The organism is Streptomyces sp. NPDC005017 (genome assembly GCF_042873115.1).
In the GTDB taxonomy this organism is placed as follows: Bacteria; Actinomycetota; Actinomycetes; order Streptomycetales; family Streptomycetaceae; genus Streptomyces.
Genome location: NZ_JBIALD010000003.1, coordinates 181,804 through 194,762 on the forward strand (window position 1 = coordinate 181,804; position 12,959 = coordinate 194,762).

The 12,959-nt window shown below is 72.3% G+C and carries 13 protein-coding genes; 8 read left to right on the forward strand and 5 right to left on the reverse strand.

Features of this window, described 5'->3' with window-relative positions; genetic code table 11:
* Positions 1 to 51: 51 nt before the first annotated feature.
* Positions 52 to 651 carry a class I SAM-dependent methyltransferase gene (locus ACFYR0_RS05890; protein WP_389322298.1) on the reverse strand — a complete coding sequence of 200 codons (600 nt, stop codon included), beginning with the start codon at positions 649 to 651 and terminating at the stop codon, positions 52 to 54.
* Positions 652 to 802: 151 nt separating this feature from the next.
* On the opposite strand from ACFYR0_RS05890, the gene ACFYR0_RS05895 reads away from it, so the two are divergent.
* From ACFYR0_RS05895 to ACFYR0_RS05915, 5 genes are all read left to right on the forward strand, one after another.
* Positions 803 to 1,573 carry an MHYT domain-containing protein gene (locus tag ACFYR0_RS05895; protein ID WP_389322300.1) on the forward strand — a complete coding sequence of 257 codons (771 nt, stop codon included), beginning with the start codon at positions 803 to 805 and terminating at the stop codon, positions 1,571 to 1,573.
* 62 nt (positions 1,574 to 1,635) lie between these two features.
* A complete protein-coding gene (locus tag ACFYR0_RS05900; protein WP_389322302.1) occupies positions 1,636 to 4,380 on the forward strand; it encodes a nitrate- and nitrite sensing domain-containing protein in 2,745 nt (914 codons plus the stop codon).
* Positions 4,377 to 4,814, forward strand: a complete 438-nt coding sequence (locus ACFYR0_RS05905) for a roadblock/LC7 domain-containing protein (RefSeq protein ID WP_389322304.1) — start codon at positions 4,377 to 4,379, stop codon at positions 4,812 to 4,814. Before ACFYR0_RS05900 ends, ACFYR0_RS05905 begins: the two co-directional genes overlap by 4 nt.
* Positions 4,815 to 4,828: 14 nt before the next feature.
* Positions 4,829 to 5,242: a DUF742 domain-containing protein gene (locus ACFYR0_RS05910; protein WP_386379543.1), complete on the forward strand. Its 414-nt coding sequence runs from the start codon at positions 4,829 to 4,831 to the stop codon at positions 5,240 to 5,242.
* A 282-nt stretch (positions 5,243 to 5,524) separates the two neighbouring features.
* Complete coding sequence (locus ACFYR0_RS05915; RefSeq protein ID WP_389322307.1) at positions 5,525 to 6,130, forward strand: ATP/GTP-binding protein; 606 nt, start codon at positions 5,525 to 5,527, stop codon at positions 6,128 to 6,130.
* A gap of 35 nt (positions 6,131 to 6,165) precedes the next feature.
* Here ACFYR0_RS05915 and ACFYR0_RS05920 read toward each other — a convergent pair whose 3' ends face one another.
* Complete coding sequence (locus ACFYR0_RS05920) at positions 6,166 to 6,594, reverse strand: PPOX class F420-dependent oxidoreductase (protein WP_389322309.1); 429 nt, start codon at positions 6,592 to 6,594, stop codon at positions 6,166 to 6,168.
* Positions 6,595 to 6,687: 93 nt separating this feature from the next.
* Between ACFYR0_RS05920 and ACFYR0_RS05925 the strand changes: the two genes are divergently transcribed.
* On the forward strand, positions 6,688 to 7,101 hold the full coding sequence (locus ACFYR0_RS05925; protein ID WP_389322311.1) for a roadblock/LC7 domain-containing protein: 414 nt from the start codon (positions 6,688 to 6,690) through the stop codon (positions 7,099 to 7,101).
* A gap of 126 nt (positions 7,102 to 7,227) precedes the next feature.
* Positions 7,228 to 8,256: a DUF6397 family protein gene (locus ACFYR0_RS05930; RefSeq protein ID WP_389322313.1), complete on the forward strand. Its 1,029-nt coding sequence runs from the start codon at positions 7,228 to 7,230 to the stop codon at positions 8,254 to 8,256.
* Between the two features lie 25 nt (positions 8,257 to 8,281).
* Here the strand turns inward: ACFYR0_RS05930 and ACFYR0_RS05935 are convergent, their stop codons facing one another.
* Both ACFYR0_RS05935 and ACFYR0_RS05940 read right to left on the reverse strand, forming a co-directional pair.
* Positions 8,282 to 9,148: an acyl-CoA thioesterase gene (locus tag ACFYR0_RS05935; protein WP_386379538.1), complete on the reverse strand. Its 867-nt coding sequence runs from the start codon at positions 9,146 to 9,148 to the stop codon at positions 8,282 to 8,284.
* Positions 9,149 to 9,167: 19 nt separating this feature from the next.
* Positions 9,168 to 11,681: a DEAD/DEAH box helicase gene (locus ACFYR0_RS05940; protein WP_389322316.1), complete on the reverse strand. Its 2,514-nt coding sequence runs from the start codon at positions 11,679 to 11,681 to the stop codon at positions 9,168 to 9,170.
* Between the two features lie 145 nt (positions 11,682 to 11,826).
* Between ACFYR0_RS05940 and ACFYR0_RS05945 the strand changes: the two genes are divergently transcribed.
* Complete coding sequence (locus ACFYR0_RS05945) at positions 11,827 to 12,621, forward strand: metal-dependent hydrolase (RefSeq protein ID WP_389322318.1); 795 nt, start codon at positions 11,827 to 11,829, stop codon at positions 12,619 to 12,621.
* Between the two features lie 38 nt (positions 12,622 to 12,659).
* Here ACFYR0_RS05945 and ACFYR0_RS05950 read toward each other — a convergent pair whose 3' ends face one another.
* Entirely contained in the window at positions 12,660 to 12,923 is a 264-nt protein-coding gene (locus ACFYR0_RS05950) for a type B 50S ribosomal protein L31 (protein WP_389322321.1), read from the reverse strand.
* Positions 12,924 to 12,959 lie beyond the last annotated feature (36 nt).

The window sequence follows — 12,959 nt, forward strand, 5'->3', positions numbered from 1 at the left end:
GGACCCGTGCTGCTCAGCCGACCGCCGGACGCCCCTGCGGGCCCGTCCGGCTCAGTCGGCGCGCACCGCGAGGACCAGGAAGCGGTCGTCCTCGTCGACGTACGACGTCATGTGCCAGCCCGAACGCGTGAGCAGGGGCCGGAGGTTGCGCTCGGCGCGCAGGTCGTCGGGCGTGAGCTGCCGACCATGGCGAGCGGCCAGGGCGGCCCGGCCGACGGGGTGGAACAGGGCCAGCGCGCCGCCGGGGCGCACCACACGCCCCAACTCCCCGAGATTTCTCTCGGGTTCGGGCAGGTGGGCGATGAGGCCCGCGCCGAACACCGCGTCGAGCGATCCGGAGCGCAGCGGGAGCGCGGCGACATCGGCGAGCAGCAGTCGCCCGTCCCGGTTCCTCCCGGCCGCCACGGCGGCCTCCAGCATGGCCGGGGTCAGGTCGGCGCCCAGGACCACTCCCGAGGCTCCCACGGCCGCTCGCAGCGGCGTCAGCGCCCGCCCGGTGCCGCAGCCCGCGTCGAGCACCCGGTCGCCCTCGCGCAGGCCCAGTTCGGCGACGGCCGCCGCGTAGGCCGGGCCGTCGTCCGGGAAGCGGGCGTCCCAGTCCGCGGCGCGGGCCGTGAAGAACTCCTGGACGTGCCTGTGGTCATCGCTCATGACCGGCATGATCCCTCACCACCCGGGACGGAGCCCGGCGCGCACCTTCGAGCGCGACACGATCGTTCCGGAACATCTCTGTGTCATATTCCAACACCTTTCGAAATGCGCCCCCTTTGTGCGCCCATGCCCCGGCTAGCGTCCCTGGGCCATGGGACACCTGGACCACGCCACCTTCGGCTGGCTGACCCCCGTGCTGTCGTACGCGATGGCCTGCATAGGCGCCGCACTCGGACTGCGCTGCACCGTGCGCGCCCTCGGTGCGACCGGGCGCTCGCGCCGCAACTGGCTCTTGACGGCCGCCTCGGCCATCGGTACCGGCATCTGGACGATGCACTTCGTGGCCATGCTCGGCTTCGGCGTCCACGGCACCGAGATCCGCTACGACGTTCCGCTGACGATCCTCAGCCTGCTCGTCGCGATGACCGTCGTCTGCGCCGGCGTGTTCGCCGTCGGCTACAGCCGCGAGCGGGGCCGAGCGCTCCTGCTCGGCGGACTCACCACCGGCCTCGGTGTGGCGAGCATGCACTACCTGGGCATGGCGGCCGTACGGCTGCACGGTGACGTGACCTACGACCCGGTCATGGTCGGACTCTCCGTCCTGATCGCCGTCGTCGCGGCGACCGCGGCCCTGTGGGCGGCGCTCAACATCAAGTCGGCCGTCGCGGTCACCCTCGCCTCGCTCGTCATGGGAGCGGCGGTCAGCAGCATGCACTACACCGGGATGTTCGCGGTGCGTGTGAGCGTCACGCCCTCCGGTGAGGTGCTGCCCGGGGCCACGGCGATGCAGTTCATCTTCCCCCTCGCCGTCGGCCTCGGGTCCTACCTCTTCCTGACCTCGGCCTTCGTCGCGCTGTCGCCCACGTCGGGAGAGCGCGAGGCGACCGCCTCGGCCCAGCGCCCGGTGGAACTCACCCCCTGAGCCGGCCGTACGCACGCAGCGCCCCACGGCACGCCCCGATCCCCTTTCCGAGCGAGGAGGCCATGCGTACACCCCGCAGTCCCCGAACGGCGGACGACGAGCCGCCGCCCCCGGCGCCGCCGCGCGGCCGCCGCGCCCACGCCGGACTCCCGGCCGACGAGGAACCCCACCCCTCCGCGAGCGACACGCCCGGCGGCGCGCCCACGCGCGCGGGACGCTGGCGGATACGCCCGCGCACCGTGCGCGCCAAGATCGTCTGCCTGCTGATGGTGCCGGTGATCTCCCTGCTCGCCCTGTGGGCGTACGCCACCGTCTCCACCGCCCAGGACGTGTCCCGGCTGCGGCAGCTGCAGCGCGTGGACGCCGAGATCCGCACGCCCGTCGCGCTCGCGGTCACCGCGCTCCAGGCCGAACGCGCCGCCGCGGTGGGCCACGCGAGCGCCCCGACCGCCGGCTCCGGGACCGACCTCGACCAGCTCGCCCGGACCACCGACAAGGCCGTCGCCCGGCTTCGGCTCGGCGGCGGCAGCACCGTCGCCGACAGCCAGGAACTGCCCTCCGGAGTCGCCCGCCGCCTGGAGGCCTTCGTCACCGGCGCCGAACAGCTGGGCGCGCTGCGCACCGAGCTGACGGACGGACGCGTCGGCTGGCAGGAGGCCTACGAGCGCTACACCCGCAGCATCTCGGACGCCTTCGCCGTCGGCGGCGCCCTCACCGGCATCCAGGACGCCGAACTCGGCTCCGACGCGCGCGTGCTGCTGGAGTTCTCCCGCGCGGGCGAGGCACTGGCCCGGGAGGACGTGCTGCTGGACGGCGCACGCCCGGCCAAGAACCTCTCCGGCGAGCGGCTGCGCCTGTTCACCGGCGTCGTCGACACCCGCCGTGCCCTGACCGAGGCGGCCGTGGCCGATCTGCACGGCAGGGAGCGCGCGGCCTGGCAGAAACTCGCCGACTCCGACGCCTACGCGGCCCTCGTGGCCATGGAGAACCGGGTCCTCGCCTCCGCACCGGGCAGGAAGGCGCTCTCGGCCGCCCCCGAGAGCGCATGGCGGCCGGCCCACGCGCGCGTGCAGAGCGCCATGCGGACCATCGAGCAGGACACCGCCCGGGACGTCGCCGACCGCGCCGACCCCTTCACCCGCGGACTGCTCACCCCCGCCGGAGCGGCCGTGCTGTTCGGCCTCGCCGCCGTCGCCGCCTCCCTGGTCATCTCGGTGCGCATCGGCCGCGGACTCGTCGTCGAACTGGTCGGCCTGCGCAACAGCGCCCTGGAGATCGCCCGGCGCAAGCTTCCCGAGGCCATGCGCAGGCTGCGCGCGGGGGAGGAGATCGACATCCGGGCCGAGGCCCCGGCGGGACCGCGAGCCGAGGACGAGGCGGGTCAGGTCGCCGAAGCACTCGGCACGGTCCACCGCGCCGCGCTGCGGGCCGCCGTGGAGCGCGCCGAACTCGCCAGCGGCATCTCCGGCGTCTTCGTCAACCTCGCCCGGCGCAGCCAGATCCTCGTACACCGCCAGCTGACCCTGCTCGACAGCATGGAACGCCGCTCCGAGGACCCCGACGAGCTCAGCGACCTGTTCCGGCTGGACCATCTCACCACCCGTATGCGGCGCCACGCGGAGAGCCTGATCATCCTCTCCGGCGCGGCACCCGGCCGGGCCTGGCGCACGCCGGTCTCCCTGACCAACGTGATCCGCGCGGCCGTCTCGGAGGTCGAGGACTACGCGCGCGTGGAGGTGCGTCAGCTCCCCGAGGCGGCCGTGGCCGGCGCGGCCGTCGCCGACCTCACCCACCTCCTGGCCGAACTCGTCGAGAACGCGGCGCAGTTCTCCCCGCCCCACACGCGTGTGCGCGTCACCGGCGAACCCGTCGGCAACGGCTACGCCATCGAGGTCGAGGACCGCGGCCTCGGTATGGGCAGGGAGACCCTCGCCGAGGCCAACCGGCGCATCGCCCAGTCCGAGTCGCTCGACCTGTTCGACAGCGACCGGCTCGGCCTGTTCGTGGTGAGCCGCCTCGCGGCCCGACACAGCGTCCAGGTCCACCTCAGGCCCTCGCCCTACGGCGGCACCACGGCCGTGGTCCTGCTGCCCGTGGCGCTGCTGCACAGCGGCGCGCCGGAACGATCCGGCAACGAGGTCACGAGGGCGCCGCTGCCCGCCGCGGAAGCCGAGTACGCGCGCGTGCCCGGCGGCCCGCGGTCCCGGGAGGTCGCCGGACCGGGCGCAACGCCCTACCAGGAAGCCGTCGGCCGGCCCGCCCGGGAAGCCGTGGGACCGCCCGGTCCACGAGGCCGTGAGGTCGCCGGACCGGGCGGAACGCCGCATCGGGAAACGGTCGTCCGTCCCGGGGCGCGGCATCAGGAGACCTCCGGACCGGCCGGCGCGCCCTACCAGGAGGCCACCGGGCGCACCGACGAGCGGCGTCAGGAGTCCGCCGGGCCCACCGGAGACCGCCCCGCCCTGACCATCACCCCCGCACCACCGCCCCCGCCCCCGTCCGGCACCCCGCCACCCGGGGTGACGGCGTTGCGCCCGCACCGCACCCCCGAGGAGCCGGAGCGCGCCGACAACCTGCCCCGCCGGGTCCGCCAGGCCTCGCTCGCACCCCAGCTGCGCGAGGCGCCCCGGCCGCCCGACCGGCAGACCGGCCCCCGTGCCGACGACCAGCGCACCCCCGAGCTCGCCCGGGACCGTATGGCCGCGTACCGCGACGGCTGGGCGCGCGGCGGCGGCAGACCCCCCGGCACCGCCGCCGTGCCGCCCCACCGCGCAGCCGGCGACAGCAGCGAAGGAGACCCCGCATGACGCAGGACCCGAGGATGAGCGCCGCCCAGCGGTCCGGTGAACTCGACTGGCTGCTGGACGATCTGGTGCTGCGGGTGCGCGAGGTGCGCCACGCCGTGGTGCTGTCCAACGACGGACTTCCCGTGGGCGCTTCCAGCGACCTCGGCCGCGAGGACGCGGAGCACCTCGCCGCGGTGTCCTCCGGCTTCCACAGTCTCGCCAAGGGCACGGGACGCCACTTCGGCGCCGGAGGCGTACGCCAGACCATGGTGGAGATGGACGACGGCTTCCTGTTCGTGGCCGCCGCCGGCGACGGCTCCTGCCTCGCCCTCCTCACCGCGGTGACCGCGGACATCGGCCTGGTGGCCTACGAGATGGCGCGCCTGGTCCGGCGGGTCGGCGAGCACCTCTACACGCCGCCGCGCGCCGCCGCACAGCCGCCCGCGGCGGGATGACGCGGTCCGCGGCCATGACCGACGACCTGTGGGGCGCCCCGAGCGGACGGGGCAGCCAGTGGTACGACGTCGAGGCCGGCCCCCTCGTCCGCCCGTACGCCATGACCGGCGGACGGACGAAGCCCGGTCCCGGCGGCGCGCGTCTCGACCTGATCGCCCTCGTCACCCTCGACCCGGCGGCGCCCCGCGCCGAGGACGTCGTCGACCTCGGGCCCGAACACCGGTCGCTGACGGACCTGTGCCGGACGGAGACCCAGTCCGTCGCCGAACTCGCCGCCGGCGCCGATCTTCCCGTCGGCGTGGTGCGCGTCCTCCTGGGCGACCTGCTGGAGCTCGGCTGTGTCACCGTCACCCGGCCCGTACCGCCCGCACAGCTGCCCGACGAGCGGATTCTGCGCGAGGTGATCGCGGGGCTGCGGGCGCTCTAGCGAGATCGGAGGCGGGCACAGGGAAGGAGCAGCCACGAGGCGACGCGCACGAGATGTCGAAAGCCATACGGACGCAGACCACCACCGACCTGTGAACCAACCGGGCAGCGGAAGGGTCCGGACGGTCAGATCGGTCCACAACCTGTCCAACCCCTCGAAGAGGGCCCGCACTTGTCATCATGCTGACTTCGCCATCCGTGCGGAGGCCGCGCGCCTGCACGGTCCGGGCCCCGAACTCCCCCCACGACGACCGTTTTCCGGAACTCCCGAGAGAAGTGATCCATGGTCTCCGAGCACTCCGACGGCACGGGCGACGAGACGGCCGCGCTGGCGCTGAAGATCCTGGTCGCCGGCGGCTTCGGCGTCGGCAAGACCACCCTGGTCGGCGCGGTCAGCGAGATCAGGCCGCTGCGCACCGAGGAACTGCTCAGCCAGGCCGGCCGGTCGGTGGACGACACCGACGGCGTCGACCAGAAGGTCACCACCACCGTCGCGATGGACTTCGGCCGGATCACCATCCGCTCCGGACTGTCCCTCTACCTGTTCGGCACCCCGGGACAGGACCGCTTCTGGTTCCTGTGGGACGAGTTGTCACAGGGGGCGCTGGGCGCGGTGGTCCTCGCCGACACCCGGCGTCTGGAGGACTGTTTCCCCGCCGTCGACTACTTCGAGCACCGGCACATCCCCTTCGTGGTCGCCGTCAACTGCTTCCCGGGCTCCCGCACCCACGCCGCCGGTGACGTCTCACGCGCCCTCGACCTCGACCAGGGCACACCGGTCGTGCTGTGCGACGCCCGCGACAAGGACTCCGGGAAGGAGGTGCTGATCCAACTCGTCGAGTACGCCGGGCGGATGCACACCGCCCGGCTGCTGGACTCCGTGAGCTGAGACCGTGGCGGCGACCGCGGATTCCGGGGCGGGCCTCAGTCGGAGACGGCCTTTGCCGAGACGACCTTGTCGACGGTGACCCGGACCAGGAGTTCGCCCGGGACGCCGTTGCGCGCCCCGAACTCCTCGGCGCGCTCCTCGCCCATGTACCGTGCCCCGATCCTGGCCGCCCAGTGGCGTAGATCGGCGAGGTCCTCCGACACCAGGGCCCGGCCCTGGACCACCACGAACTCGAACGGCGGGCGGTCGTCGTCCACACACAGCGCGACCCGCCCGTCGCGCCGCAGATTACGGCCCTTGACGGTGTCCTTGCCGGTGGTGAACACCAGATCGTGCCCGTCGAGCACGAACCAGACGGGTGCCACATGCGGGCTTCCGTCGGCCCGGACGGTGGACAGCTTGCCGGTGCGGGTGCCGTCCGAGACGAACGCCCGCCACTCCTCGTCGGTCATCTTGCGTGCCATGTCCCCATCCTCCTTGCCCGGCGGCCCGCTCGTGGGGAACGCTTGCAAAGAGTTCCTCCGAGCAGGGGGAAGCGGCACACGGGGAGACCGGGCATGGCGCTGAACCAGAAACTCGGCTGGCTACTGGACGATCTGACCGAGCGTGTCGGGGAAGTCCGGCATGCGCTGGTCCTGTCCAACGACGGGCTGGTCACCGGAGCGAGTACCAGGCTGCGACGCGAGGACGCCGAGCACCTGGCCGCCGTCGCCTCCGGACTGCACAGCCTGGCCAAGGGGTCCGGACGCCACTTCGGTGCCGGACAGGTCCGCCAGACCATGATCGAGTTCGATGACGCGGTGCTGTTCGTCACCGCCGCGGGCGCCGGAAGCTGTCTGTGCGTCCTCAGCGGCGCCCAGGCCGACATCGGGCGGATCGCCTACGAGATGACGCTGCTCGTGAACCGGGTCGGCGAACACCTCGCGGTGGACGCCCGGCAGCCCGAGCAAGCACCGTCCGCAGACCCCTGACCTGCTATCTCTCCCTTCCGGAAGAGTTATCCACAGGCTCGCCACGAGATCGGCCGCGGTGGCTACGGTTTTTCCCACGGGCCACGCACACGGCGTGGGCCACCGACTCCACGGGGGAGACAGGCCATGTCCGAACACACCGTCACGCGATCCGACCCCACCTGCACCACCAGCCGTGCCGCACGCGAACTGGACCTCAGGCGAGGCGAGTTCGAGCTCGCGATGCACCTCGGCCGGATCCGGACCGTGCCGGACGAGGGCGGCGGCGGCCGCCGCGTCCCCTACGCCGAGATCGAACGGCTGCGCTCGGCGCCGGACCACCCGGAGGGCCTGAGGCAGCGCCTGAGCGTCGTGGGCACGAGCGCGGGTGCGGGCCTGCTGGAAGTGCCCGCCACCCGGTTCACCCGGTTCGCGCGCGTCGGCCTGGTGACACCGGTGCGCTTCTACCTCAACCGCTACCGGGCAGTCGTGTGGCTGTATCTCGCCGACGAACTACGGCAGTTCGCCGCCGAACCGTACAACGCCTCGCTGCTGAAAGGGCGGATGCTGCCGCACAGTCTGCGCGGTCAGGTCCAGGCCGGCGTGGACCTGCGCCCCCGGAACTGGCGCGGCCGGCACGTGGGCTTCCTGCTCCGCCAGGCCGAGGACCCCTGGCAGCAGGCGGGAGTGTTCGCCGCGCTGCTCGGCCCGGGCGATCCCGTCGAGCTCGTGCCGGACCCCTACGAGCGCGCCCACCTGAACCGCTTCCGCCCGAGCCTGCCCGCACACGGCACGCCGGGCTCCCCGGCCGCACGCGTCGCCGAACGGATCATGAGGGCCGACGAGCCGGACGAGGTCGCCTGGCTCAGGGCCGAGCTGATCGCGGCGGTGGAGGCCGCCCGCCTCGAGCAGCCCGCGCCCCGCCCCACACCCCGGCGGACCACGGCACCCGCGCCGCCCCCTGCCTCTCCGGCGGCAGAGCCTCGGCCGGGCCGGGGCGAACCACCGGGCCTGGAGCCCCTGCCGAGCCGGGGCGACGAGGTTGCGCAACCCGCGCGAAAGGCCCCGGCGCAACCCGCGCCGGCCCCGGCGCGAGCCCGCGGCGGCCTGCTGGGACGCCTGCGCCGAGGCCGCGCACGCATCCGCCGAGGTGAACGCCCACCGCGGCGCACTTGAACGCCGGGTCCGGCCCTCGACCGGCCTACAACGCCCTGAACAGCCCTTCCTGGACGACCGAGACGAGCAGACGGCCCTCGAGGTCGTAGATCCTGCCCCGGGCCAGCCCCCGCCCGCCCGTGGCGATCGGCGACTCCTGGTCGTAGAGGAACCACTCGTCCGCCCGGAACGGCCGGTGGAACCACATCGCGTGGTCCAGCGACGCCATGTCGAAGCCGCGCGGCCCCCACAGCGGCTCGACCGGGATGCGCACGGCGTCGAGAAGGGTCATGTCACTGGCGTAGGTCAGCGCGCAGGTGTGCACGAGCGGGTCGTCGCCCAGCGGTCCGACCGCGCGCATCCACACCGCGCTGCGCGGATCGGAGCCCTGGACCTCTTCCTTCGTCCAGCGCAGCCGGTCCACATAACGGATGTCGAAGGGCTGCCGGCGCGCCATGCGCTCCAGCTGTTCGGGCAACGCGCCCAGATGCTCCCGGAGTTCGTCCGCCACCGTCGGCAGGGACTCCGGGTCCGGCACCTTGCGGGCCGGCGGCAACTGGTGCTCGAAGCTCCCTTCCTCGGGCTTGTGAAAGGAGGCGGTGAGATTGAAGATCGTGCGGCCCTGCTGCACGGCGGTGACCCGGCGGGTCGTGAACGACCGCCCGTCCCGCACCCGTTCGACCTGGTACACGATCGGCACCCCGGGCCGGCCCGGCCGCAGGAAGTACGCGTGCAGCGAGTGCACCGGGCGGTCGTTCTCCGTGGTGCGACCGGCCGCGACCAGCGCCTGGCCCGCCACCTGGCCGCCGAAGACCCGCTGGAGGGACTCCTCGGGACTGCGGCCACGGAAGATGTTGACCTCGATCTGCTCCAGGTCGAGCAGGTCGACGAGCCTCTCGGCCGGGTTCGTCATGAGTGCTTCCCCCCTGCGGTCACAGCTGGCCGACGTCGGTCACACGGACGACCGCGCGGCCCTCCGCGTCGGAGGCCGTGAGATCGATCTCCGCGCTGATGCCCCAGTCGTGATCCCCGTTCGGGTCGTCGAAGATCTGCCGGACACGCCACAGCCGGTTCGCGGGCTCCTCCTCGATGACGAGCAGCTTGGGTCCCCGCGCGTTGGGGCCGGTGCCGAGATCCTCGTACTCGTCCCAGTACTTGTCCATCGCCTCGCCCCAGGCGTCGGCGTCCCAGCCGGACTCGGCGTCCATCTCGCCCAGCTCGCCGACCTGGTCGAGCGCGGCCAGCTCCACGCGCCGGAACATGGCGTTGCGGACCAGCACCCGGAAGGCACGCGCGTTGGCGGTGACCGGCTTGACCTCGTCGGCCTTCTCCTGGGCCTCCTCGGCGGTCATCTCCTCCGGGTTGGCGAGCTGCTCCCACTCGTCCAGCAGACTGGAGTCGACCTGGCGGACCATCTCGCCGAGCCACTCGATCAGGTCCTGGAGGTCCTCGGACTTCAGATCGTCGGGCACGGTGTGGTCGAGGGCCTTGTAGGCGCTGGCGAGGTAGCGCAGCACGATGCCCTCGGTGCGGGCCAGCTCGTAGTGGCTCACCAGCTCCGTGAAGGTCAGGGCCCGCTCGTACATGTCCCGGATGACGGACTTCGGGGACAGCGGATGGTCGCCGACCCAGGGGTGGCTCTTGCGGTACGTGTCGTAGGCGTGGAAGAGCAGCTCCTCCAGCGGCTTGGGGTAGGTGACGTCCTGGAGGCGCTCCATGCGCTCCTCGTACTCGACGCCGTCCGCCTTCATCGCCGACACGGCCTCGCCGCGCGCCTTGTTCTGCTGGGCGGCGAGGATCTGACGCGGGTCGTCGAGCGTGGACTCCACGACCGACACCATGTCCAGGGCGTAGGAGGGCGACTCGGGGTCGAGGAGTTCGAAGGCCGCGAGCGCGAAGGTGGACAGCGGCTGGTTGAGCGCGAAGTCCTGCTGGAGGTCGACGGTGAGCCGGACGATGCGGCCCTCGGCGTCGGGCTCGTCCAGCTTCTCGACGATGCCGCCGTCCAGCAGGGAGCGGTAGATGGCGATGGCCCGCCGGATGTGGCGCAGTTGCTGCTTGCGCGGCTCGTGGCTGTCCTCCAGCAGATGCCGCATGCCCTCGAAGGCGTTGCCGGGACGGGCGATGACCGACAGCAGCATCGTGTGCGTCACCCGGAACCGGGAGGTCAGCGGCTCCGGCTCGGAGCCGATCAGCTTCTCGAAGGTGTCCTCGCTCCAGGCCACGAAGCCTTCGGGCGCCTTCTTGCGCACCACCTTGCGCCGCTTCTTCGGGTCGTCGCCGGCCTTGGCGAGCGCCTTGTCGTTCTCGATGACGTGCTCGGGAGCCTGCGCCACCACGTAGCCCGCCGTGTCGAAACCGGCCCGGCCGGCCCGGCCCGCGATCTGGTGGAACTCACGGGCGCGCAGCGTGCGCACCCGGCTGCCGTCGTACTTGGTCAGCGCGGTGAACAGCACCGTGCGGATGGGCACGTTGACACCGACGCCCAGCGTGTCGGTGCCGCAGATCACCTTCAGCAGGCCCGCCTGCGCGAGCTTCTCCACCAGGCGCCGGTACTTGGGCAGCATGCCGGCGTGGTGCACGCCGATGCCGTGGCGCACGTAGCGGGAGAGATTGCGGCCGAACGAGGTGGTGAAGCGGAAGTTGCCGATCAGCTCGGCGATCTGCTCCTTCTCCGCCTTCGAGCACATGTTGATGCTCATCAGCGCCTGCGCCCGCTCGACGGCCTGCGCCTGGGTGAAGTGCACGATGTACACGGGCGCCTGCTGGGTCTGGAGCAGCTCGGTGAGTGTCTCCGTCAGCGGGACGCGCTCGTACTCGTAGGACAGCGGCACCGGACGGGTCGCCGAGCGGACCACCGAGGTGGGGCGGCCGGTGCGCCGGGTGAGGTCCTTCTCGAACATCGAGACGTCGCCGAGCGTCGCCGACATCAGGATGAACTGGGCCTGGGGAAGCTCGAGGATCGGGATCTGCCAGGCCCAGCCGCGGTCGGCCTCCGCGTAGAAGTGGAACTCGTCCATGACGACCTGGCCGACGTCGGCGTCCTTGCCGTCGCGCAGCGCGATGGAGGCGAGCACCTCCGCGGTGCAGCAGATGACCGGCGCGTCCGCGTTGACGGAGGCGTCGCCGGTGAGCATGCCGACGTTCTCGGTGCCGAAGAGTTTGCACAGTTCGAAGAACTTCTCCGACACCAGCGCCTTGATGGGAGCCGTGTAGAAGGTGACCTCGTCACGGGCGAGCGCGGCGAAGTGGGCGCCCGCCGCGATCATGCTCTTGCCGGAGCCGGTGGGGGTCGACACGATCACGTTCGCGCCGGACACCACCTCGATCAGCGCCTCCTCCTGATGGGGGTAGAGCGTGAGACCCCGCTCCTGGGCCCACGACTCGAAGGCTTCGTAGAGGGCGTCGGGGTCGGCGGTCGGCGGGAGCTGATCGATGAGGGTCACGCCCCCATCTTGCCTGGCCTCCCGCCCGATGCGGGAATCGGATGCCCGCGCGAAGATCGCTGCCGCTACGCTGTGGCGCCGACGTGGCGTAAGTCCACGCGGTCAAGTGGACAGCGGCACATGAGGGACGGGGCGGGCAACGGCGATGATGGGACCAGCACACTCACTGTCGGGCGCCGCGGCCTGGCTCGGCGTAGGCGCGGCGGCCGCCGCGGCCGGGCACACGATGCCCTGGCCGGTCCTCCTGGTCGGTTCGCTGCTCTGCGCCGGCGCCGCGCTCGCCCCCGACCTGGATCACAAGGCGGCGACCATCTCGCGCGCCTTCGGTCCGCTCTCGCGGTGGCTGTGCGAGATCGTGGACAAGCTCTCCTACGCCGTCTACAAGGCGACCCGGAAGCCGGGCGACGCGCGCCGTTCCGGCGGGCACCGCACCCTGACGCACACCTGGCTGTGGGCGGTGATGATCGGCGCGGGCACCTCGGTGCTGGCGATCACGGGCGGCCGCTGGGCGGTCCTGGCGATCCTCTTCGTGCACATGGTGCTGGCGATCGAGGGCCTGCTGTGGCGGGCGGCCCGGGGTTCGAGCAGCGATGTGCTGGTGTGGCTGCTGGCCGCGACCAGTTCGTGGATCCTCGCCGGACTGCTGGACAAGCCGGGGAACGGGGCGGACTGGCTGTTCACCGCCCCGGGTCAGGAGTATCTGTGGCTGGGGCTGCCGATCGTGCTCGGTGCCCTGGTGCACGACATCGGGGATTCCCTGACCGTGTCGGGTTGCCCGATCCTGTGGCCGATCCCGCTGGGCCGCAGGCGCTGGTACCCGATCGGGCCGCCGAAGGTCATGCGGTTCCGTGCGGGCAGCTGGGTGGAGCTCAAGGTGCTGATGCCGGTGTTCATGCTGCTCGGCGGCGTGGGCTGCGCGGCAGCGCTCAACGTGATCTGACCGCCTGGCGTCCTCTCGGGCGCGGGCTCCCGCGTCGGTCAGGAGTTGCCGCCGGTCTCGCCCTCGCCGTAGCGGCGTTCGAAGCGGGCGATGCGGCCCTCGCTGTCGACCGTACGTGCCTTGCCCGTGTAGAAGGGGTGGCTCTCGGAGGAGATCTCCACGTCCACCACCGGGTAGGTCTCGCCGTCGTCCCACTCGATGGTCCGGTCGCTGCTCGCGGTGGACCGGGTGAGGAAGGCGTAACCGGCGGCGCGGTCGCGGAAGACGACAGGGCGGTAGCCGGGGCGTTCGTCCTTCGCCATCAGGACTCCTGGTGCGGTGGGGGAAGGGGCTCGGGC

Bases quoted from the DNA above. Each gene is read 5' to 3' on its own strand.
- ACFYR0_RS05930 (WP_389322313.1), top strand. From the start codon at position 7,228: ATGTCCGAACACACCGTCACGCGATCCGACCCCACCTGCACCACCAGC.
- ACFYR0_RS05915 (WP_389322307.1), top strand. From the start codon at position 5,525: ATGGTCTCCGAGCACTCCGACGGCACGGGCGACGAGACGGCCGCGCTG.
- ACFYR0_RS05910 (WP_386379543.1), top strand. From the start codon at position 4,829: ATGACCGACGACCTGTGGGGCGCCCCGAGCGGACGGGGCAGCCAGTGG.
- ACFYR0_RS05890 (WP_389322298.1), bottom strand. From the start codon at position 651: ATGAGCGATGACCACAGGCACGTCCAGGAGTTCTTCACGGCCCGCGCC.
- ACFYR0_RS05925 (WP_389322311.1), top strand. From the start codon at position 6,688: ATGGCGCTGAACCAGAAACTCGGCTGGCTACTGGACGATCTGACCGAG.
- ACFYR0_RS05935 (WP_386379538.1), bottom strand. From the start codon at position 9,148: ATGACGAACCCGGCCGAGAGGCTCGTCGACCTGCTCGACCTGGAGCAG.
- ACFYR0_RS05905 (WP_389322304.1), top strand. From the start codon at position 4,377: ATGACGCAGGACCCGAGGATGAGCGCCGCCCAGCGGTCCGGTGAACTC.
- ACFYR0_RS05920 (WP_389322309.1), bottom strand. From the start codon at position 6,594: ATGGCACGCAAGATGACCGACGAGGAGTGGCGGGCGTTCGTCTCGGAC.
- ACFYR0_RS05950 (WP_389322321.1), bottom strand. From the start codon at position 12,923: ATGGCGAAGGACGAACGCCCCGGCTACCGCCCTGTCGTCTTCCGCGAC.
- ACFYR0_RS05945 (WP_389322318.1), top strand. From the start codon at position 11,827: ATGATGGGACCAGCACACTCACTGTCGGGCGCCGCGGCCTGGCTCGGC.
- ACFYR0_RS05900 (WP_389322302.1), top strand. From the start codon at position 1,636: ATGCGTACACCCCGCAGTCCCCGAACGGCGGACGACGAGCCGCCGCCC.
- ACFYR0_RS05895 (WP_389322300.1), top strand. From the start codon at position 803: ATGGGACACCTGGACCACGCCACCTTCGGCTGGCTGACCCCCGTGCTG.